Source organism: Enterococcus sp. AMC2644 (assembly GCF_058216475.1).
This window is the reverse complement of record NZ_CM177095.1, coordinates 2862867-2883017: the sequence shown is the minus strand read 5'-3', so window position 1 is coordinate 2883017 and position 20151 is coordinate 2862867. Positions and strand designations below refer to the sequence as shown.

Genomic DNA, 20151 nt, shown 5'->3' with positions numbered 1-20151 from the left:
AGCGATAGAAAGTAAGAAATACTGCTTTAGCAATTATTTTCTAGTTCAGATATTTTTGTTTTGTACAACTTGTGTCACAGTTCAATTTTAACTATTAGATTATTTTAAATACTTATGATGAAAAGCAAAATGCTCACCTATAAATGTCGCAATTGTGAAGTAACTATGATCGTATCCATCTACTTTTTGATAACGAACATTCATTTTTTTCTTTTCGACGGCTTCTAAAAAGGCTTGCTCATTTAATTGTACTTCATAAAAGTTATCTGCAGTTCCTTGCGTAATATAGATCGGGGTATTCGTACCACCGTTAGCGATTAGTGACGTTGCATCCCAATGCATCCACTCTTTTTTATCTGTACCTAAATATGCTGTGAACGCCTTATTTCCCCACGGTGTATTTACTGGATTACTAATGGGTGCAAATGCCGAAATAGCAACAAAACGTTGTGGGTTCTTCAGCCCAATTACTAAAGCACCATGCCCACCCATGGAGTGACCCATGATACTTTCACGGCCAGAAAAATTGGGAACCAAATCATAGACAATTGATGGCAATTCCTTTGTTAAATAATCATACATTTTATAATGTTCTTGCCATGGCTTTTGAGTAGCATTAAGATAAAAGCTTGCGCCTTGTCCTAAGTCCCAATGGTCATCATCTGCGACATCTTGCCCTCTAGGAGAAGTATCGGGAATAACAACTGCAACCTTATATTGATTTGCATACTGTTGAAATTGTCCTTTTTGACTAAAATTATCATCGGTACAAGTTAAACCAGATAACCACCAAACGATTGGAATTTGCTGATTATCGGATGTTTTTGGTAGAAATAAACTAAAAACCATCTCACAGTTCAATGTATTAGAAAAATGGCGATACTTCGTTTGTTTTCCCTCAAAAATTTTATGGGTTTCAACCGTTTGAATTGTCATAGTCTCACTCTCCATAAGTTAAAATTGTACGAATTGATTCGCCTTCATGTAATAAATCAAATGCTTTGTTAATTTCGGTAAAATCTAAATGTCCAGAAATAAAGGATTCTAAATCAATTTCGCCATTCATGAATTCTTTCACCATTGTTGGTAACTCACTACGCCCTTTTACTCCACCAAACGCAGAACCTCGCCAAACGCGGCCTGTCACTAATTGAAATGGACGTGTGCTAATTTCTTGTCCAGCACCAGCGACACCAATAATAATACTTTCGCCCCAACCTTTGTGACATGCTTCTAAGGCAGCACGCATCACCTGAACATTCCCAATACATTCAAAGCTGTAATCTACACCGCCATCCGTCATTTCCACTAAAATTTCTTGAATGGGGCGGTCATAATCTTTAGGATTAACAAAATCGGTAGCCCCCATTTTTTTAGCTAGTTCCCATTTCTTAGGGTTTAAATCAATAGCAATAATTCTTTTCGCATTAGCTTTTTTCAACCCTTGAATAACTGCTAAGCCAATAGCACCTAACCCAAATACTGCTGTTACGGCTCCTTCTTCTACTTTTGCGGTATTTTTAACAGCCCCTAATCCGGTTGTTACACCACATCCAAATAAAGCAACCTTATCTAAAGGTGCGTCTTCATCAATTTTCACCACATTAATTTCATTTACAACAGTGTACTCACTGAATGTACTGGTCCCCATATAATGATAGATTGGCTCACCCTTGTATGAAAATCGCGTAGTCCCATCTGGCATCAAACCTTTTCCTTGTGTTTCACGAACAGCTGAGCACAGATTTGTTTTACCCGACTTACAGAACTTACATTCACCACATTCAGCCGTATATAATGGAATGACATGGTCGCCTGGTTTTACAGAGGTTACTTCGTCGCCCACAGCAACGACTACACCAGCTCCTTCATGACCTAAAACGGCTGGAAAAACCCCTTCTGGATCATCTCCAGATAAAGTAAAAGCATCCGTATGGCAAACTGATGTATACAAGATTTTTACCATTACTTCCTTGGCTTTTGGTTCTTCGACATCAATCTCGACTATTTCTAAAGGTTTTCCCGGTGCAAAGGCAACAGCAGCTTTACTTTTCATCTTCATTCCCTCTTTCAGTTTAGTATTTACAATAATTAGTATACCTCATATAATACAAGTCGTTAATACTGACAATTTTGTCACTAAAGGAGAGTTCCTATGTTTCACTATAATGAAAAAGAATTTTATAATACAAAAGATTTAGCAATGTATGCAGTTGGAGGAAAATATAAAATCGCTATTGTTTGGGCTTTTTTAGAACATGGTACATTGCGTCTTAGCGAATTAACAAAAATTTTACCGGATATTAATCAACGGATGCTTATTCGCCAACTCAGAGAATTAGAAAGAGACCAACTTATTCAACGAACGGTTTACCCAGTTGTTCCACCGAAAGTAGATTATGAGTTAACAAAAATTGGAAAAGAACTTGCGACTGTTGTTCAAGAGGTTTGCAAATGGGGAGATAGATATTGGTTGACACTCAACAAAAACACCAGCAATGATAATTAATTGCTAGTGTTTTTCCAAAATGTACGAAGCTCACTGACTAAATCTTGTGGACGATAACAAACAGTTGGTTGCCAATGTGGCGGAAATAATTGTCGATAGCGTGGGGTATTAAAACGTTGGTCAAGTAATAAAACTACCCCTACATCTGTCAAATCTCGAATAACACGTCCTGCTGCTTGTAACACTTTATTCATTCCGGGTAGCTGGTACGCATATTCAAAACCTAATTCTGTGTGTTCATCAAAGTACTCACGGATTAACTCTTGCTCATTATTAATTTGCGGTAAGCCAACACCAACAATCGCACTACCAATCAGACGTGTTCCTTTTAAATCAATTCCTTCAGAAAAAATCCCACCTAATACACAAAAACCTACTAGTGTTTCGGTAGGATCAGTAACGAATTTTGCTAAAAATTGTTCTCGTTCCTCCTCATTCATTTCAGTATCTTGGACTATTGTCTGAATATCTGGGAAACATTCTTTGAACAGTTGATATGTGTCATCCAAATATTTATAGGATGGGAAAAAAACAAGGTAATTTCCTGTTTTTTCTTGAGTCATTATAGCGATTGCTTCCGTGATGCTAGCTAGACTATTTTGTCGTTGTTTATAGGTCGTTTGAATGTAATTTGTCAAACAGATTTTTTGATTTTCAACAGGAAAAGGGCTTGTTAAACGATAACGTAAAGCTTCACTTCCGCCACCAAGCATTTCTTGATAATAACTTAGAGGACTAAAACTTGCTGAAAATAAAATACTTCCCTGCCCCTTTTCTAACATTTTTTCTAGGAAAGGCGCAGGTTCAATACAAAATTGTCGAATACGCATATCATACCTACTTATTTCAATTGTCGTCTCATAATGATCATCATAGAATTCACTTATTTTCAGAAAATGTAAACAATCAAAATAAACAGTTAATATTTTTTCTTGTGCTGGATGTTCCGGGTGCGCTGCTAACCATTCTTTAAGCAACTCACTAAATTTAAATAAATGATTTAATAAGCTTTCTGCTGGTGAAGTTTGATGATGAAACGTCCAATTATCTTCTTTGGCAATTTGTTCCAGTGCAGCAAATTCTTTATCAATCTTATTTAATATTCGATGAATCTTTTTAAAGTCTTTTGACAGTTGTTCTTTAACCTGTTTGAAAGCAGAACGAGCGAGTGTTGCTGAGTACATTTCACGCGAACGATTGACCAGATTATGTGCCTCATCTACTAAAAAATAGTATTTTTCTTCTGGTTCTTCGAAAAACCGGCGTAAGAAAACAGTTGGATCAAACAAATAATTATAGTCTCCAATAACCACATCACAAAATAAACTAACATCTAAAGACAATTCAAATGGACACAAACGATGTTTTTTAGCGTATTCTTCAATAACAGGACGTGTAAACTGATTTTCATGATGCAATAAATCCCACAAGCCTTCATTGATTCGATTATAATACCCATCTGCATACGGACAATCATCTGGATTGCATCTACGCTCATCTAAAAAACAAATTTTATCTTTAGCAGTTAAAGTGATACTTTTCGTTTCAGCACCCACATTCCCCAATGCTTTGAGCGCATCTTCGGCAACTTGGCGTGTAATAGTTTTAGCAGTTAAGTAAAAAATGCGGTCTGCGCGTTCTTCTCCTAAAGCTTTTAATGCTGGGAAAAGTGTTGAAATTGTCTTTCCTGTACCAGTAGGAGCTTCTACAAACAAACGCTGTTGGTTACGTAAGGTTTTATAAGCGGCTACTGCTAATTCTCGTTGCCCTTTTCGATACGAATCATAAGGAAATGCTAGCGATTGGAGACTAGTTGTCCTCAAACGACGCCAATCTTCTTGAAACAGCAACCATTTATGGTATTCTGCTAACAAGTCTTCAAAAAAACTTTTTAAAAACTCAAATGTATACTCTCTTTTTTGACGCGTAATATACTCTTCTGTTGTTTGGAAGTAGGTTAATTGTACAGAAATAGTATCAAGTTCTTCTTGCTTACTATAAAGATAAGCATAAACCATTCCTTGATAAAAAAATAATTCAATTTGGTCTTCACTCAAATCTTCAAATTGAACTTCTGATGTTTTTATTTCGTCAATAATCCACTTATCTTCTAGATAAAAGAGACCATCCGCACGACCTTCCACTTTGATACTATCACCATTTACCACAGCTTCAGTCTTTAAAAAGACTTCTTTTTGATAGGCATCTCCTGCAGCTTTTTGCAATTTCCGATGGATACGTGCCCCTTCTTGAGCTGTATGATTACTTACTTTACGATTGTCGATGCTTCCTCTTCTTAAAATAAACTCTACCAGCTTACGAACAGAAATCTTGCCTCTATTCATCTTGTCACCTTCTTCGAACTTTTATTATATCAATTTCCTTTAAAATGTATAGCGAACAAAATGAACTTTAAAAAGACTTTTTATTTTTTATTTATAAACTCATTCAATAAATCTAAAAAATGTTGAAATGGTTTCGTATCAATTCCCATTTTCTTATAGTTTTCTAGAATAGATTGTATCTCTAAAAAAAGATAACCAATATATAAAACATACAACATCGCAATTCCAGTAAAAGCAGGTAATATAAATGCTACCGGTAAAAAGAAAACTAAGAGTATCATACTAGCTATTTTCCGTAGAATGCCATTAATCCCAACTTTGGATGTAATTTCTTTCTTTATTTTTGCTGCAATTATGCCACTAAAAAAATCAATAACCATTGCTACAGCAAGAATTGATAAAAGATATAAAATTTGTTCTTCCTTTAACTGATTTATCCATTCATCTATCATCCTTTTCTCCCCTTTCAATAATACAAACGAAAAAAGAAGAAAAAATGTAAAAGAAATTTCGTAAAAAACGAAATTTCTTTTACATTTATTTTGTCATATCATACTGAACGGTATAAATCACATTATTTTCATCTCGAACAGAAGTTTTATCATCTTGTTCAAAATAAAAATTTTTTTCAAAGTCACCATTACGTATACGGATTTGTTTTTTATTTACAAGTAACTCTACTTGTTTAAAAGTCTCTTCATAAACTTCATAAGGATCTTTATCCCAATTAATCTGTAAGAAGGTTTTTTCAAAATCTTGATGAACAGTTTCTGGAAATTCTTCATTTGTAGTTGGTGCGTATTGTTTCACTACAGTTAAAGTACCTTGACTAAAATCATAAACACCTTGACTTTGTGGAAAACCATTATTATCTACTTGCATGAGCAAAATATTTTTGGGTGTTTCTTCTTCTAGAGCAGGCATGCTTTCAACAACTAATGTCTCTGTTGAATTAATGACTTCTGGAGATGATCGACAGGCTGCTCCCAGCAAACAGATGGAACCTAAATATGCTAGTAAAATAAGCTTTTTCAAACGTCATCCCCCTCACTTATTTAATAGATATATGTAGTATAACAAAGAGTAGTTTCAAAAAATTCAATTCTATTATTTTTTCATGCAATTTTTAAATTATGATCTTTCTTTTAATCAGATTATAGAGGCTTTCTCAGATTAGATGCAATTTTTAATTTTAAACATGAATATTTTTTTGTTAGAAGCTAGAATTTACGTTATACTTAAATTGATAATACTCATTTGAGGAGGCATTTTATGGAAATCACACGCATTGTAACAGGACGTATTGAAGAAAATTGTTACCTGGTTTGGCAAAATGATAACCTTTTAATCATCGATCCAGGTGCCGATGCAGAAATTATTGCTGAACAAATAACCAAAACAGCAGCAAAACCCTTAGCTATTTTATTGACACATACCCACCACGATCATATTGGTGCAGTAGATCAATTACGTGATTTATATCAAATCCCTGTTTATGTAAACCCTTTAGAAAACGAATGGTTGCAAGATCCTGTTTTAAATTTGTCTGGTGCACAGAATATCACTGCACGTCCAGCAGAATATGAACTAGAATTAAAGGAATATACTATTGGTGATATTTCCTTTCAAGTTCTAGCAACCCCAGGCCATTCGATTGGCAGTGTTAGTTTTGTCTTTAATGACTTTGTTGTTTCTGGAGATGCGCTATTTCGTGGAAGTATCGGTCGGACAGATTTACACACTGGGAACCTTGAACAATTATTAACCAGTATTACTACTCAGCTGTTTACTTTACCGAATGAATTACCTGTTTATCCTGGTCATGGTGATTCCACTACAATTGAACATGAAAAACAAACAAATCCATTTTTTCAAAATAGATAGGAGCGAAAATTATGACAAAAACAGAGCTTTACATCGTTAGACATGGGAAAACAATGTTCAACACTCTCCAACGAGTACAAGGTTGGTGTGACACACCGTTAACTAAACTGGGTGTGGAACGAATTCAGTATCTAGGTCTTGGTTTACAGGATATTGATTTTTCAGAAGCTGTTTCAAGTGATAGCGGTCGCGCTATTGAAACAATGCGTCTCATTTTAAGTGAGCATCCAGATGGTCCTGTATTGCCATACCGAGTGGACAAACGGATTCGTGAATGGTGTTTTGGTTCATTAGAGGGGGCATACGATGCCGAAATGTGGGGGGTTATTCCGCGCGTTTTAAACTTCAAAAACTATGATGAAATGATTGACCGTGAAACTACCTTCAAAGAAATCTGCGAAGCATTATACAATGCTGACACAGCTAATTGGGCAGAAACTTACGAAGAATTAAGCACGCGTATCTTAAATGGTTTTGAAGATATTGCACATCGGGTCGAAAAAAACGGTGGTGGCAAAGCTTTGGTGGTTTCTCATGGGTTAACAATTGCTTTCTTATTAAATTTAGTTCGCGAAGAAAACAACGTCCGCATGGATTTAGATAACGGCTCAGTTACACGTCTGATATATGAAAACGGCAAGTTTATTTGTGAAGAAATAGGTTCTACAGAGTATATTGAAAAAGGAATCGAAATTTCTAAAAATTTATTAAGCTAATAAATTTTTATTTTGTAAAACATTGATAAATCAATCTCCAAAACAGCGAACATTTTTTTGTTTGCTGTTTTTTTGAAAAAAAGTTGGTAATCTTTTTAAGAAACGGTATACTTATCAATGTCATTATGAAATGAAAGGAATGAAAAAATGTTTTTCGAAAATATTATTAAAGCAATTATCCTGGGAATTATCGAAGGAATTACCGAATGGTTGCCAATTAGTAGCACGGGGCATTTAATCTTAGCAGATGAGTTTATCAAACTTGAGGCTTCTGAAGCATTTATGACAATGTTTAATGTTGTTATTCAATTAGGCGCAATTTTAGCTGTTGTTGTCCTTTACTTCAACAAACTCAATCCATTTTCTCCGTCTAAGACAGCAGAACAGAATCGTGACACTTGGTCCTTGTGGTTTAAGGTAATTGTTGCAATTATCCCATCTGTAATTATTGGATTACCTTTAGATGATTGGTTGGAAGCAAACTTTCACAGTTTCTTGCCAGTTGCAATTATGCTAATTGTATACGGTATTGCCTTTATCGTTGTTGAAAAACGTAATAAATCAAAAACACCCAAAATTACTGACTTAACACAGATTACCTATCAATTTGCATTACTTATTGGGATGTTCCAAGTCCTTGCATTAATTCCAGGTACTTCTCGTTCTGGTGCAACCATTTTAGGAGGTATTCTAATTGGTGCCTCTCGCTTCGTTTCAGCTGAGTTCTCGTTCTTCTTAGGAATTCCAACGATGTTTGGTGCAAGCTTGTTAAAAATCGTTAAATTCATTACTCAGGGGAACTCTTTTGATATGAATGGAATCATCATCTTGCTTGTTGGTACAATCGTCTCATTTATCATTTCCATTATTGCCATTAAATTCTTAATGAATTATATCAAGAAAAATGACTTCACCGCATTTGGTTGGTATCGAATTGTTCTTGGTATTATCTTAATTGGCTATTGGGCCTTTATGATGTAATGAGAAACATAAAAAGTCCTGATTTTCAGTTTGTTGTGACCCCAAAAAGTTAGACTTTTTAGGAGTGGAGAATTCCACTCCTTTTTTACTGTTCTAAAATGAATAATTAAGTGATAAACTATGCTGCTTTTCGAAATTGAACAGGGCTTTTCCAGTTTAATTTCTTTTTCATTCGTTTATTATTGTAGTAGTAAATATAACGATCAATAGCTATTTTAAGTTCATCAAAGCGACGATAAATCTCACCGTGAAAAATTTCTTGTTTTAAAAGACTAAAAAAATTTTCCATTGGAGAGTTATCTAAACAATTTCCTTTACGGGACATACTTTGAAAGATTTTGTGTTCCTTTAACTTATTACGGTATATTTTCATTTGATAGGCCCATCCTTGATCTGAATGAAAAGTTCTGCGAAAAGGACAATCATTAGTTACTTGAATAGCTTCTTCTAAACCTTCCATAATCGCGAGTGCATTAGGCTTTTCTGAAACTCTGTACGATAAAATTTCACTGTTGTATAAATCCATAAACGGATCTAAATAAAGCTTTTTCTGACGAATAACACCTTTAGTATCTGATTCAAAATACTTAAACTCTGTTGTATCAGTAGTAATTTTTTGATGACAGATAGTAGTGTAGAAACGTCGATGAAAACGATTTTTCGCAATTGTACCGACCTTACCTCGGTAAGAACTATATTTTCGTGACTTTCTAGTGTAAGATGTTACTTCGATTCCTAATTTTTTTATCAAACGTTGTACTTTCTTTTTATTAACGTGGAAGCCTCTATTTTTTAGCTCTCTTGTCATTCGAAGATAGCCGTAATCCTTATGTTCCTTACGAATCTCCAACATTTGATTTTCTATTTCTTGATCTGGATTTACACGGTTAAAACGTTTCTGCCAGTACATATAGGTTGCTTTAGGAAATTTCAAGACTTCAAGAAGCTCAACTAATTTGAATGATCCTCGGAGGCTGTCGATGATTCGTGCGATTGATTCTTGTGTCTTTGTTGGGCTTCCTGTTTTCGCAGCTTCCTCAATTCTTTTAAAAAGGCATTCTCTATTTGTAGTGAACGTATTTGTTTCTCTAATACTTTGATGCGTTCAGATTCATCAGTCGTTATTTTTGTCGTTGTATTCTTTCTATTTTCTTTTTTCTTAGCCATATTAGAAGGACGTCCTTTCGGGTTTGAAAGTCCCTGAACATCACTGTCACGAAACTTACGTACCCAAGAAGCGATCAGTGGAGGATTATTAATGCCTAGAGCATTAGCTACCTCACGATAGGACATTTCACTCGTTTGATACAACTCTATCGCATTTAACTTAAATTGAACAGAATATTTTTTATTTTGACGTTTTCTACAAAGTCCTTCTTCTCCAAATTCTTTATACGTATTCACCCACTTTCGTAGTTGATAAGTATCAGTTATGTCATATTTTTTTGATAAATATAGATAACCTCCTTTTCCAGGCTCTATACTTTTTAGTGTTGGTAGAAATTGCCAGCACTTTTTTTGTATGTATAACTAAACAGACATCTTGAAATCCGTTAGAATAAAGTCGACGAAAACCAATCTAAGGAGGAATCAAGATGTCCATCTCTCATTTTATCAGAGAAGTTTTAGATATTCTAGATTTTAATATTACTTTTTATGAAAACGAAACAGAAAAGCAGCTTGGAAATTATACAAAAGAACGAATCAAAGGAGAAATTTGTCACGTATTTGATGGTAGACTTTCTTATACACCTGATAATTGTGAAAAATGCGGAGAAAGTAATGAAAAGACGATCATTAAATGGGGATTTAAAACGGTTATGACTCAGGTAAACAAAGTATCTGAATACAAAACCTATCTTCGTCTAAAGAAACAACGATTTAAATGCAAAGCTTGTAATCAAACCTTTGTCGCTTCCTCGACCTTGACGCAACCGAACTGTTCCATTGCTCAACGAGTGAAATTGAAAATTGCGACCATGTTGGAAGACTCCGTCTCTATGACCTATATTGCCAAACAAATCGGTGTCGCTCCTATGACGGTTTTGCGTGTTCTTCGGGACTTCTACCAACCAACATTGCCGGAAAAACAAGCATTGCCTACGGTGCTTTGCTTGGATGAATTTAAATCAGGAGCGTTTGCCGAAGGAGCTATGAGTTGTATTCTCGTGGATGGAGAAAACCGGCGACTACTTGATGTGTTAGAGGATCGACGGAAAGTTCGGCTAGAAACCTATTTCTACCGCTATTCCTTAGAAGAAAGACAGGCAGTAAACATTGTTGTGACCGATTTTTATTCACCCTATATCACTTTGACAAAAGAACTCTTTCCAAATGCACAGGTGTTAATTGATCGTTTTCATATTGTTCAGTTGATTGGAAGAACGTTTCAAAACCAGCGAATCACTGTTATGAAGTCCTTTCCCGATACTGATAAACGCTACCGACAGTTAAAAAAATATTGGAAACTACTTCAGAAAAGACAGAGTGAGTTAGACTGGAGCCATCGGTATTGGCGTCCTTCTTTTAAGGATTATTTAACGCAGACAGAGATTGTGGATCGTCTCCTTACTTACGATCCAGAGTTAAATCGAGGATATGAGACCTATCAAGCATTCTTACGTGTGTTACGTTATTCTGAGGAAAAAGAAAAACAAAAAGAAGCCATTGAAGGTTTTGAAGAATTACTGACACAAAGCTACAAACACCTGTCTGAAGGCTATCAAAAAACGATTCGTACGTATAAAAAATATCGAAAAGAAATCATCCTTGCTTTGACTTTGTCTTATTCAAATGGACCGGTGGAAGCAACGAATAATCATATTAAAGTCATCAAACGAGTGGCTTATGGTTTTCGAAATTTCATCAATTTTAAGATTCGAATCTTTATCCAACGTGGGAAATACTATCGCACGTTGCCAATCAAAACCAAAGAAAAAGGTCAAGCAGCGTTTTTCGCTGCTTGACCCAAAGACGCTATTCGAACTGTTAAAGATTGTCTAAACTTTTACCAACACCAGTTGTTAAAGAGCCCTTTTCCATCAAGGTATTCTTGAACGAGTTTATATTTAAATTCAAAACTATATTTTGCCATAGAAATAGCGACCTCCAAAAGTTAGATTTTTTGGTCTAACTTTTTGGGGTCGCTACAGTTTTTTTGAAAATCAGGACTTTTTTAATAGCATCTCTTTTTTATGTGTTTTTAATAATCAAGCCATCAATAATATCAACAGCTTCTTCACTTGCATTTAAGATAGATTCAAAACGATCATAAATTTCTTTCCATTTTATGATTTCTAAGATATTTGTTTCTTCGCTAAATAATTGTTTCTTCAGGTTACTAAATAAGCGATCACCTTCTGACTCAACATCATTTACTTCGATAATCATATTCTTTAGTGTTTTAGAATTTTTAAATTTAGGAAATTCTAACATTGCTGTATGCACACCACGAGCTGCTTTTTTTACTAAACTAGCAAAATGTTCTGTTTCAGGACGCATTTCTGTAATAACTAGGTTTTCAAATAAATAAGTCATGCCATTGATACCATCAAGAATGTCATCTAAACATTCAGAAATAATCAAAATATCTTCGCGGTCAATTGGTGTGATAAATGCATCGTACAATTCATTGGTCAACTCATCAATCATACGATCGTTTTCTTTTTCTAAGCGATGAATTTCTTCTGCTTTTGTTTCAAATGTACTAACAGAATAATTGTCCACAATTGCTTCTAAAATTTCTGCCGCTTTATGTGAATTTTCTGCTAAAAGTTCCATCGTATTAAAATAGTTGTATTGTTTTTTTCTTGCCATGCTTTTCTCTCCTTAAAAAATTGCAACAAACAGTTTCGCCATCACATACGCAATAACTCCACATCCTGGGAAAGTCATTACCCACGCAAAAACCATTTCTCTGACGATTCGCCAATCGACACTTGATAAACGTCGAGAAGCACCGACACCCATAATTGCAGTTGTTTTTGTATGTGTTGTTGAAACAGGGATGCCAAAAATAGAAGCTAAGAACAAACAAATTGCGGCACTTAAGTCCGCAGAAAAGCCTTGGTATGTTTCTAATTTAACCATGTCCATTCCGACTGATTTAATAATACGCATACCACCTACCGATGTTCCAATTCCCATTGTGATTGAACATAAGGCCATCACCCAAATAGGGATGACAAATCCATTCCCTGTTTTTTCAGCTAGATTATTATAAAATAATCCTAACATAAATACACCCATAAATTTTTGTCCATCTTGTGCTCCGTGTAAAAAAGCATTTGCCGCTGCTGCACTTGCTTGGCCCCATGTGAAAAATTTATTTGCTTTTCTTCTTGGTACATCACGGAAAATCAATACAAGTAATTTCGTAATTAGATAACCGCCTCCAAAACCTAAAATAGTTGAAACGACTAATCCAATTAGAACTTTCATCCATTCTTGTCCGTTGACAGCGTTTAAACCGCCTAACGCCATTGCTGAACCCGTTAACCCAGCAATTAGGGCATGTGATTCACTAGTTGGAATACCAAAATACCACGCAGCAACTGCCCAAACGACTATAGAAAATAGCGAAGCTGCAAGCGCTACTTGGGCTGCTTGAATTCCTTGAGAGTCAAATGAAACAATATTACTAATTGTTTCTGCTACTTGTGCATTAAAGAATGTCATTACTAATGCACCTAAAAAGTTCATTACTACTGCAATACCAATCGCCACATTCGGTCTTAAAACCCGTGTCGAAACTGCAGTTGCAATTGCATTCGGGGCATCTGTCCATCCGTTTACAAAGATTACACCCATTACAAGTGTAACGGTAATAATTAATGCAATGCTCAAAATTTACACCACCATTTCGTTTTTCGTTGTCATCATAGCATAAAACTAACATTGGATGGAAGTAATTTTTTAAAGAAAGGTTTCTTTTGTATAAAAAAAGTAAATTTTGAAAGAAAAAGCCATTATTTTCGTAAATTCTATGTAAAATTCACTATTTTTTGTGTTAAGTAAAATTTCTTTACAACTTATTATTGCATTGCCCTCTTTGTTTATGTATAATGACTAGTGTTGATTTATACGTTTTTCGTATAATAACTTTTTATTCGGAGGTGAAACAAATGCCAAACATTGAATCTGCAATCAAACGTGTGCGTACAAGCGAAGTTGCTAACGCTAAAAATTCATCTCAATTGAGCACAATGCGTACAGCAATCAAAAAATTTGATCAAGCTGTTGAAGCTGGTGCTGATAACGTAGATGCGTTATTTAAAGATGCTGTTAAAGCAATCGATATGGCTGAGTCAAAAGGATTAATCCATAAAAACAAAGCTGGTCGTGACAAATCTCGTCTAAGCAAAAAAATCGCTAAATAGTTAAAAAAAAGAGGACAAGCATAACGCTTCTCCTCTTTTTTTTATTTGCCATGTAGTTGATGAGCCGTTTTTAGAACAAATAATTGGAATAAAAACTCTTTATCCATGCGTCCACTTTTTATCAAATAGTCATTTTCAATCAATTCGTCATATAAGTGTGCCAATTCTTTTTGATTTAACTTTCTAGCCTGCTGCATCGCTAATTTCACGCGATACGGATGGACTTTTAACGTTTCGGCAATATTTCCTTGTTGGTATCCTACTTTCATAAGAATTGCTGTTTGTAACAACAAACGAATTTGACTAATTAAAATCGCATTGATTTTAATCGTCTCTTCTCCTTGAATGTGTAAATCATCGTACAGTCGCAAGGCAGCTTCTGTTTTTCCTTGTAACACATAGTTTGTTAAGTCAAAAACATTATCCTCCAACGACTTAGGAACCAGTTGTTCTACGGCTAGCTTAGAGATTCTTTTTTGTTCTCCTGCATATAAGCGCAGTTTTTCTAGTTCTTGCATTGCTTTTGATAAGCGCATATCGGTTAAACGAATAAACAGTTCAAATGCGTCTCGTTCCATTACTAGTCCATCATTATCCAATGTCTGTTGTAAGTAACGACGAACATCAGCTTCTTTCATTGGCTGAACATCAATTATAGTTGCTACTTTTTTTAGTTGTTTAGTGATTTTTTTCCTTTCATCTAATTTTTCATAGGTAGCAAAAAAAACAGTAATTGATGTATCATTAGGATTTTTAAGATAGTCCAATAAGCCTTCAATATTATGTTCAGGCGCATTGCTCTTTTTCTCCGCAGTTAGAAAAAAAGGATTATCCACAAAAACTAAACGATAATCTCCAAAAAAAGGCGTCGATTGTACCTCATCCAATACTATGTCTAAGGAATCTTGTTCTAAGTCAAATTGCGCAAAGTTCAAGTCGTCTTGATCAACATTCAAACTCTCTAAAAATGCCTCTCGAATTTGTTGTTGCAAAAAATCTTCTGTTCCTAAAACAACATAAAGTGATTGGAATTTTTGCGAACGAATTTCTTGTAGGGCTTGTTGCATATTCATCTATTTCTCTCTCCAATCTTTCATTGGATATCCTACCACGAAGCACGTTTAAATGCTAGTAATCTTTCGCTAACCACACATATGGTTTTGGTTCTTTTATTCCCCATAAATAGCGAATCATTCCCGATTGATCTGTTCTAAAAACACGAACCTGATTTTCAGCCAATGTCTCCAGTACTTCTGGATGTGGATGATTGAAACGATTATTTTTACCGCTCGAAATAATTCCTTGCTTCAACTGAATTTTTTTAATAAATTGATTATCTGTTGATGTTTTACTGCCATGATGACCTAATTTCATTACATCAACAGTTAAATTTGGATAGTCTTTCAAGAGCTTTCGTTCCCCATCTTTGCCTAAATCTCCTGTCATTAAAAAACGCATACCTCGAATCGTAGTAGTTAATACGAGTGAATCCTCGTTTTCACCTTTGCCGTATTTAGGAGCTAATACTTGTAACGGCAAACGCTTTCCGATGACTTCATTCATCTCTACTTCTCGAATTTTAGTCCTCTTGGGTAGTTGCTTGGCTAAACGCTGAATGCTGGGATGCTGAAGACTTCCTTTACCGACATACACCCATTTTACTGAAATCTTCTCGAAAACCTTTGCAGCGTCTCCAAGATGATCTGCATCGCCATGTGTAAGAAATAACCCATCAATTTGACGCACACCTTCTCCTTTTAAGAAAGGTAATAAGGTATACTCTGCTCCTGCACGATATGTTCGTTGTTGCCATTCTTCTTGTTCAAAGGACAGTCTTCCTCCTGTATCAATAACGTATACTTCTTGTTTAAACGGGCTTTGAATAACTGTACTATCCCCTTGACTAACATCCACAAATGAAACAGAAGTCTCAAACGATATAAGTTGAGCCAGTATTAACAATAATACAGGAAGACCAAACAACCATTTCTTGTGATGGTAATAAAGTAATAGACTAGCAATTAAACTTACAGCAACTTTAATCAGACTTGGTTGACCAGTTACCCAAACCATAGATTTTGTTAAGCTCAATAAACTTTCGAAGCCTTGAATGACTAAAAGCAACATATCTATCAATCCATCAGCTTGTACTCCAAGAAAAGTCAGACCACAAAGCAATAAAGCCAATGGTAAAAATACGTTAAAAAAAGGCGCACAGATTGTAGTTAGTAAGCCCCCCAATAAAGGTAGCTCAAAGAAAAAATACATAAAAATTGGCGCAGCTAATATAGAAACTACTTGAGAACGCCATAGTTGAGAAATAAAACGATTATCTTCGTAATTTTGAATCAAAATAAACCATGACATTCCTAATGATAGGATACCTGAAAATTGTAATAATATTTTAGGCTCCAGTAGTAACAATAAAAATAATACGATACTATAGCGATCCATACTAGATAAATAAATTTGCTTTTCTTTGAAAAATAAATTTATTAAATATAACAAAGAGGCACGCAAAACACTTACCTCTTGTCCAAATAAAAAAATAGCGAAAAAAACACCCAAATAACTAATCAAACTAAATTCACTAAATGTTAATCGACTTCGACGTAAGAGCCGTAAAAACCAACCGTAAAATAAATACACATGTGTGCCAGAAATAGTAAAAAAATGTAGAATTCCACTGCTACTATAAATATCTTGAATTTCTTGGAAATCACGACTTTTATATCCCACCAATAAAGCTAGAAAATAAGTAGAAATTTTTTCAGGAAATTTTTTTTCTAGCCAATCAATACACTCCGCTCGAATCTTACGTAATCCTGAAAGACCAGAGGCTTCTTTTTCAGAAAGAATCTCTTCAATTTTAAAGGTTCCTAATTGATTAGTTGAGAAATAAAACCATTGTGCATCAAATCCATGTTGATTTCGTTGTTGTTCTATTGCTTGAAAAGAGCCGCGAACTTTAATAATTTTTGACCAATTTTTCCGAGTTTGCCAACGTTCTTTTTCTTGTTTGCTAGAGACCTTATATTGGCCTTTAATTTTTCCTTGAACAACAACTCCTTCAAAGTTTACCAAATCGCCATTTAACTGAATCGTATCCGGAAAGACTTGAATGTCTTTCACTAACTCTTTTTCAAAAGGAACTGGAGGTAATTTTGTTTGTTGCTCTCTCAATAATACAAAAAAGCTGCAAAAAACAGCGAGTAACACTAATGTTACTTGTTTTTTACAGCAAATAATTCCTAGGAAATAACAACCCGCTACTAAAAAGAAAGGTTGATTTAATATCCATGCATATAGAAAGCTAATGACGCATAATAACGGAAATATTAATTGGTTTTTCCAAGCATACTTTTGGCTAGTGACCATGTAATCCACCAAATGAAAGTTTCTCAAAATATTTGGGTTCTAGTTGTACTTGTTCAACTTCTACACCAACATGTTTAATCAATTCCATTGCGTATTCGTTATTGCGATAATCGTTTAAATAATAGATTTTTTTTACCCCAGCTTGCAAAATTGCTTTTGTACACGGCAAACATGGAAAATGCGTAACATAAATTTCAGCACCTTCTGTCGAAATCCCTAATTTAGCACACTGCAACAGTGCATTCATTTCGGCATGGATGGTACGAATACAATGGCCATCTACTATATAACAACCCTCATCAATACAATGATGGTCTCCGCTAACCGAACCATTATAGCCGCCAGCGATAATTCGTCGGTCTTTAACTAGCGTAGCTCCCACCTCTAAACGTGTACACGTACTACGTAGCGCTAATAAGACCGATTGAGCCATAAAATATTGGTTCCAGGGGATACGTTCGTGTTCCGCCTTTACAAAACCGCTTGAACCGTTGATATCATAGTTTTTTCTAATATTCTCTTCCATTCAAATTCTCCCTTATTTTTGATTTGGACACTATTCAACGTATCAATTAAAAAACGATGCAAACGATGCATCTGTTCTGTTATTTGATTAGACATCGCTAGAGTTGTTAATTTTGTGTCCCACTCTCCGCATAGTTGCTCGTATCGGTACACTTTGTTCTACAAGATAAGAACTATGCGTGTATCTAGTAGGTTGTGAAGTATGATTCTTCCAATAAAGAGATTTACCAATATTTCGACCACTTTTCATCGTATATTCCAGATAAAGTTCACCCTAGTCTCTTTTATGTAAATCTTCATCCCTGTTAAGGTTATATTACATTCTTCTAAGATCTTCTACACTTCAATTATCTAAAGTAATGATTCTATAACTGGTATTTCTAGGTGCATTTATTTCGTACTCCTCACCCCTTAGATCGTGAGATACGAGAGTTTTGTTCATTATAGCTTCCCAGTCATAAAATCGACGTCAGTTTCTTTTAAAGCCACTAATTCACTCATTCGTAAACTTGTGCTAGTTAAAAATTATTCAATAGCCAAATGTTACCACATTCACTCTCTTTTTTGTATAAATTCTAGACCAAAATATCTATCTAAAAAAACTATTTTTGTGTCTTTCATTTTAAAAATTATAAAAACTCACCTTAGCTCTTGTCTCGGACTCAATACATAGCTATTAAAATGTCTACAGTCTCTTATCTCAGTCAAATACTTGTTTAGGGCATGAATATTCAGTCCTTCATAAAGTTTCTCCCCCTACTGTAGTATTATGAAATTTTCAAAGAACACCAATTTAACAAACTCACCTATTAATTACGTAAAAATATCAATATTCCATCTATTGGTAAAAAATTTGTAGATGTTCTGAAGCACTACTAATATTTCTAAATGACCTTATTTTCTGTTATCGTGGTATCACCTTTTTCAAATAAAAAAATAGATACTTCTTTTTTGAAATATCTACCTATTATGGTTTTAATTGAATTGATTATTAAGATGGAATTAAGAAGTATTTCAGTGCTTTGCTACATCAATGTTTGAAATTACGGCATTTGAAAAACAAAATAATACTCCCCCAAACGAGGATACTAACAATTAGTGGATTATACGATTGATAAGTTCCAGGTAAAAGTTCGGGTACAAAATTAAGCATCGTATGAAGGATTACTGCAGGAAAAATTGCTTGGTTTGTATTGACAAATATATAAGTGATGATAAGTCGATAGCCTATCCCAGATAGAAAGTGGAAGAAAATCCAACCTAGACTTGTTCCCAGCATTAAGAAAGGGACAAGGTGCCACAATTGCCACACTAAACCAATCGAAAGCCCCGTAAATAGAACAGAGTGCTTATTGTTAATCATTTTTTTACTTGCATAATTAACCCACCCAATTTCTTCAAAGATAGCTCCAATAAAAAAGAAAACAAATCCAAAGAAAATCATAATTAAATTAGCACTTGGCAATTCGTTAGGTTTTTGCATAATAAAAAGACTTGTTATTAAGTAAAAAGGCACGATGAGAAAGGACAAGATTAAGTACTTGCTTTGTTTCTTTTTTATTTTATTTAAATCTAGAAAATTGAAGAGTTCCTTATCTTTAAATCTTGTAAGATAACAAGCACTTATGGTTGGTACCAAGACCATTAAGGCGCTAATAGGAAGATCAAAAACTAATTTAATGTTAAGAAAGTTGAGCGCATAAAAAGGAACAGAACTAACTAAGACTATTAAGAAATATTGGACTACTTGCTTATCTGCTTCATTTAGTTTCATATTATCACCCTTGTTCATTTTATCATGTTTTGATATAAGTTTCTTTGATCCTTTAATTTCCAAAGAAAATCGTTGTATCAAGCTCCGTTTTAAATGTTTAATACATTTTTCATATCCTAACTCAATGAAAATATTTTCTAGCTAAGCCTGGTACAATATTGCTACGTTACACAAAGGTTCGAAATGTCTTTAATTTATTAACAATTTAATCCTGTGCTTAAATTTAATTGTTTAAATAATCAAGTAAAAGAATTGTTTCTTCTTGAATGTTTTACCTATTATTGGAAGAGCCTTTTCATCGAGATACTTTTTGAATCGATGAATAAACTCTATACTGACTTCATCGCGATTCACACAAGAAAACTTCAGGTATTACAGAATAATCAAAGAACGGATGACTATCGTCCACTGCTTTATAAAATATTGTTCAAAAAGCGGATGTGTTCAATCCACTCATTGAACACAATATTCCGTAATATCAGAAGAACGGTTTTGGTCGATCAACCGAGATGTCAGTTCATACTGAAAGTTTGTGCGTCTTTAATTTTTACAGACTAAAAAGCATTCAATATTTCGAATGCTTTAAGTATACTATTCATTTAAATTCAATATTCTAATCTATCTATTTAGCAAATACGAAAGTTCAAACAAGTATCTTTAA

General features: G+C 34.5%; 17 protein-coding genes and 1 pseudogene. 6 read left to right on the top strand and 12 right to left on the bottom strand.

Translation table 11 applies throughout. The features are described 5' to 3' along the window. Window positions 1-99 precede the first annotated feature (99 nt). Together fghA and AC4BC5_RS13945 are read right to left on the bottom strand one after the other, a co-directional pair. Complete coding sequence (gene fghA / locus AC4BC5_RS13950) at window positions 100-936, bottom strand: S-formylglutathione hydrolase (protein ID WP_490495964.1); 837 nt, start codon at window positions 934-936, stop codon at window positions 100-102. 4 nt (window positions 937-940) lie between these two features. Continuing rightward, window positions 941-2056 carry an S-(hydroxymethyl)glutathione dehydrogenase/class III alcohol dehydrogenase gene (locus tag AC4BC5_RS13945; RefSeq protein ID WP_490495963.1) on the bottom strand — a complete coding sequence of 372 codons (1116 nt, stop codon included), beginning with the start codon at window positions 2054-2056 and terminating at the stop codon, window positions 941-943. Between the two features lie 99 nt (window positions 2057-2155). Between AC4BC5_RS13945 and AC4BC5_RS13940 the strand changes: the two genes are divergently transcribed. Beyond that, window positions 2156-2509, top strand: a complete 354-nt coding sequence (locus AC4BC5_RS13940) for a winged helix-turn-helix transcriptional regulator (protein ID WP_490495962.1) — start codon at window positions 2156-2158, stop codon at window positions 2507-2509. Here AC4BC5_RS13940 and AC4BC5_RS13935 read toward each other — a convergent pair. The 3 genes from AC4BC5_RS13935 to AC4BC5_RS13925 all read right to left on the bottom strand — a co-directional run bounded on the left by AC4BC5_RS13935 (window position 2506) and on the right by AC4BC5_RS13925 (window position 5889). Further along, entirely contained in the window at window positions 2506-4854 is a 2349-nt protein-coding gene (locus tag AC4BC5_RS13935) for an ATP-dependent DNA helicase (RefSeq protein ID WP_490495961.1), read from the bottom strand. The genes AC4BC5_RS13940 and AC4BC5_RS13935 overlap by 4 nt on opposite strands. 80 nt (window positions 4855-4934) lie before the next feature. Further along, entirely contained in the window at window positions 4935-5306 is a 372-nt protein-coding gene (locus AC4BC5_RS13930) for a phage holin family protein (protein ID WP_490495960.1), read from the bottom strand. An 85-nt stretch (window positions 5307-5391) separates the two neighbouring features. After that, entirely contained in the window at window positions 5392-5889 is a 498-nt protein-coding gene (locus AC4BC5_RS13925) for a hypothetical protein (protein ID WP_490495959.1), read from the bottom strand. 237 nt (window positions 5890-6126) lie between these two features. On the opposite strand from AC4BC5_RS13925, the gene AC4BC5_RS13920 reads away from it, so the two are divergent. From AC4BC5_RS13920 to AC4BC5_RS13910, 3 genes are all read left to right on the top strand, one after another. After that, the gene (locus AC4BC5_RS13920; RefSeq protein WP_490495958.1) at window positions 6127-6738 is read left to right on the top strand and encodes an MBL fold metallo-hydrolase; all 612 of its coding nucleotides are present in this window, start codon (window positions 6127-6129) and stop codon (window positions 6736-6738) included. Between the two features lie 11 nt (window positions 6739-6749). Next, window positions 6750-7454, top strand: a complete 705-nt coding sequence (locus AC4BC5_RS13915) for a histidine phosphatase family protein (RefSeq protein ID WP_490495957.1) — start codon at window positions 6750-6752, stop codon at window positions 7452-7454. A gap of 147 nt (window positions 7455-7601) precedes the next feature. Then, on the top strand, window positions 7602-8435 hold the full coding sequence (locus tag AC4BC5_RS13910) for an undecaprenyl-diphosphate phosphatase (RefSeq protein ID WP_490495956.1): 834 nt from the start codon (window positions 7602-7604) through the stop codon (window positions 8433-8435). 118 nt (window positions 8436-8553) lie between these two features. On the opposite strand, the pseudogene AC4BC5_RS13905 reads toward AC4BC5_RS13910, so the two are convergent. After that, window positions 8554-9959, bottom strand: a pseudogene (locus AC4BC5_RS13905) (IS3 family transposase). Window positions 9960-10030: 71 nt separating this feature from the next. Between AC4BC5_RS13905 and AC4BC5_RS13900 the strand changes: the two are divergent. Further along, window positions 10031-11401: an ISL3 family transposase gene (locus tag AC4BC5_RS13900; RefSeq protein WP_490495081.1), complete on the top strand. Its 1371-nt coding sequence runs from the start codon at window positions 10031-10033 to the stop codon at window positions 11399-11401. A gap of 226 nt (window positions 11402-11627) precedes the next feature. Here AC4BC5_RS13900 and AC4BC5_RS13895 read toward each other — a convergent pair whose 3' ends face one another. Both AC4BC5_RS13895 and AC4BC5_RS13890 read right to left on the bottom strand, forming a co-directional pair. Then, entirely contained in the window at window positions 11628-12251 is a 624-nt protein-coding gene (locus tag AC4BC5_RS13895; RefSeq protein ID WP_490495955.1) for a DUF47 domain-containing protein, read from the bottom strand. Between the two features lie 12 nt (window positions 12252-12263). Next, a complete protein-coding gene (locus AC4BC5_RS13890) occupies window positions 12264-13280 on the bottom strand; it encodes an inorganic phosphate transporter (RefSeq protein WP_490495954.1) in 1017 nt (338 codons plus the stop codon). Window positions 13281-13558: 278 nt separating this feature from the next. On the opposite strand from AC4BC5_RS13890, the gene rpsT reads away from it, so the two are divergent. Then, window positions 13559-13813 (top strand): 30S ribosomal protein S20, encoded by a 255-nt coding sequence (gene rpsT / locus AC4BC5_RS13885; RefSeq protein ID WP_016175193.1) that lies wholly within the window; start codon window positions 13559-13561, stop codon window positions 13811-13813. A 41-nt stretch (window positions 13814-13854) separates the two neighbouring features. On the opposite strand, the gene holA is transcribed toward rpsT, so the two are convergent. From holA to AC4BC5_RS13865, 4 genes are all read right to left on the bottom strand, one after another. Continuing rightward, the gene (gene holA, locus AC4BC5_RS13880) at window positions 13855-14886 is read right to left on the bottom strand and encodes a DNA polymerase III subunit delta (protein ID WP_490495953.1); all 1032 of its coding nucleotides are present in this window, start codon (window positions 14884-14886) and stop codon (window positions 13855-13857) included. 55 nt (window positions 14887-14941) lie between these two features. Further along, window positions 14942-17191, bottom strand: coding sequence for a DNA internalization-related competence protein ComEC/Rec2 (locus AC4BC5_RS13875; protein WP_490495952.1), 2250 nt, complete (start codon window positions 17189-17191; stop codon window positions 14942-14944). Continuing rightward, window positions 17181-17717 (bottom strand): ComE operon protein 2, encoded by a 537-nt coding sequence (locus AC4BC5_RS13870; RefSeq protein ID WP_490495951.1) that lies wholly within the window; start codon window positions 17715-17717, stop codon window positions 17181-17183. Before AC4BC5_RS13870 ends, AC4BC5_RS13875 begins: the two co-directional genes overlap by 11 nt. 1029 nt (window positions 17718-18746) lie before the next feature. Further along, a complete protein-coding gene (locus AC4BC5_RS13865; RefSeq protein ID WP_490495950.1) occupies window positions 18747-19490 on the bottom strand; it encodes a CPBP family glutamic-type intramembrane protease in 744 nt (247 codons plus the stop codon). Between the last annotated feature and the right edge of the window lie 661 nt (window positions 19491-20151).

Excerpts from the sequence above, each read along its gene's own strand:
- fghA (WP_490495964.1), bottom strand. The coding sequence starts at position 936 with ATGACAATTCAAACGGTTGAAACCCATAAAATTTTTGAGGGAAAACAA.
- AC4BC5_RS13945 (WP_490495963.1), bottom strand. The coding sequence starts at position 2,056 with ATGAAAAGTAAAGCTGCTGTTGCCTTTGCACCGGGAAAACCTTTAGAA.
- AC4BC5_RS13940 (WP_490495962.1), top strand. The coding sequence starts at position 2,156 with ATGTTTCACTATAATGAAAAAGAATTTTATAATACAAAAGATTTAGCA.
- AC4BC5_RS13935 (WP_490495961.1), bottom strand. The coding sequence starts at position 4,854 with ATGAATAGAGGCAAGATTTCTGTTCGTAAGCTGGTAGAGTTTATTTTA.
- AC4BC5_RS13930 (WP_490495960.1), bottom strand. The coding sequence starts at position 5,306 with ATGATAGATGAATGGATAAATCAGTTAAAGGAAGAACAAATTTTATAT.
- AC4BC5_RS13920 (WP_490495958.1), top strand. The coding sequence starts at position 6,127 with ATGGAAATCACACGCATTGTAACAGGACGTATTGAAGAAAATTGTTAC.
- AC4BC5_RS13915 (WP_490495957.1), top strand. The coding sequence starts at position 6,750 with ATGACAAAAACAGAGCTTTACATCGTTAGACATGGGAAAACAATGTTC.
- AC4BC5_RS13910 (WP_490495956.1), top strand. The coding sequence starts at position 7,602 with ATGTTTTTCGAAAATATTATTAAAGCAATTATCCTGGGAATTATCGAA.
- AC4BC5_RS13900 (WP_490495081.1), top strand. The coding sequence starts at position 10,031 with ATGTCCATCTCTCATTTTATCAGAGAAGTTTTAGATATTCTAGATTTT.
- AC4BC5_RS13895 (WP_490495955.1), bottom strand. The coding sequence starts at position 12,251 with ATGGCAAGAAAAAAACAATACAACTATTTTAATACGATGGAACTTTTA.
- rpsT (WP_016175193.1), top strand. The coding sequence starts at position 13,559 with ATGCCAAACATTGAATCTGCAATCAAACGTGTGCGTACAAGCGAAGTT.
- holA (WP_490495953.1), bottom strand. The coding sequence starts at position 14,886 with ATGAATATGCAACAAGCCCTACAAGAAATTCGTTCGCAAAAATTCCAA.
- AC4BC5_RS13875 (WP_490495952.1), bottom strand. The coding sequence starts at position 17,191 with ATGGTCACTAGCCAAAAGTATGCTTGGAAAAACCAATTAATATTTCCG.
- AC4BC5_RS13870 (WP_490495951.1), bottom strand. The coding sequence starts at position 17,717 with ATGGAAGAGAATATTAGAAAAAACTATGATATCAACGGTTCAAGCGGT.
- AC4BC5_RS13865 (WP_490495950.1), bottom strand. The coding sequence starts at position 19,490 with ATGAAACTAAATGAAGCAGATAAGCAAGTAGTCCAATATTTCTTAATA.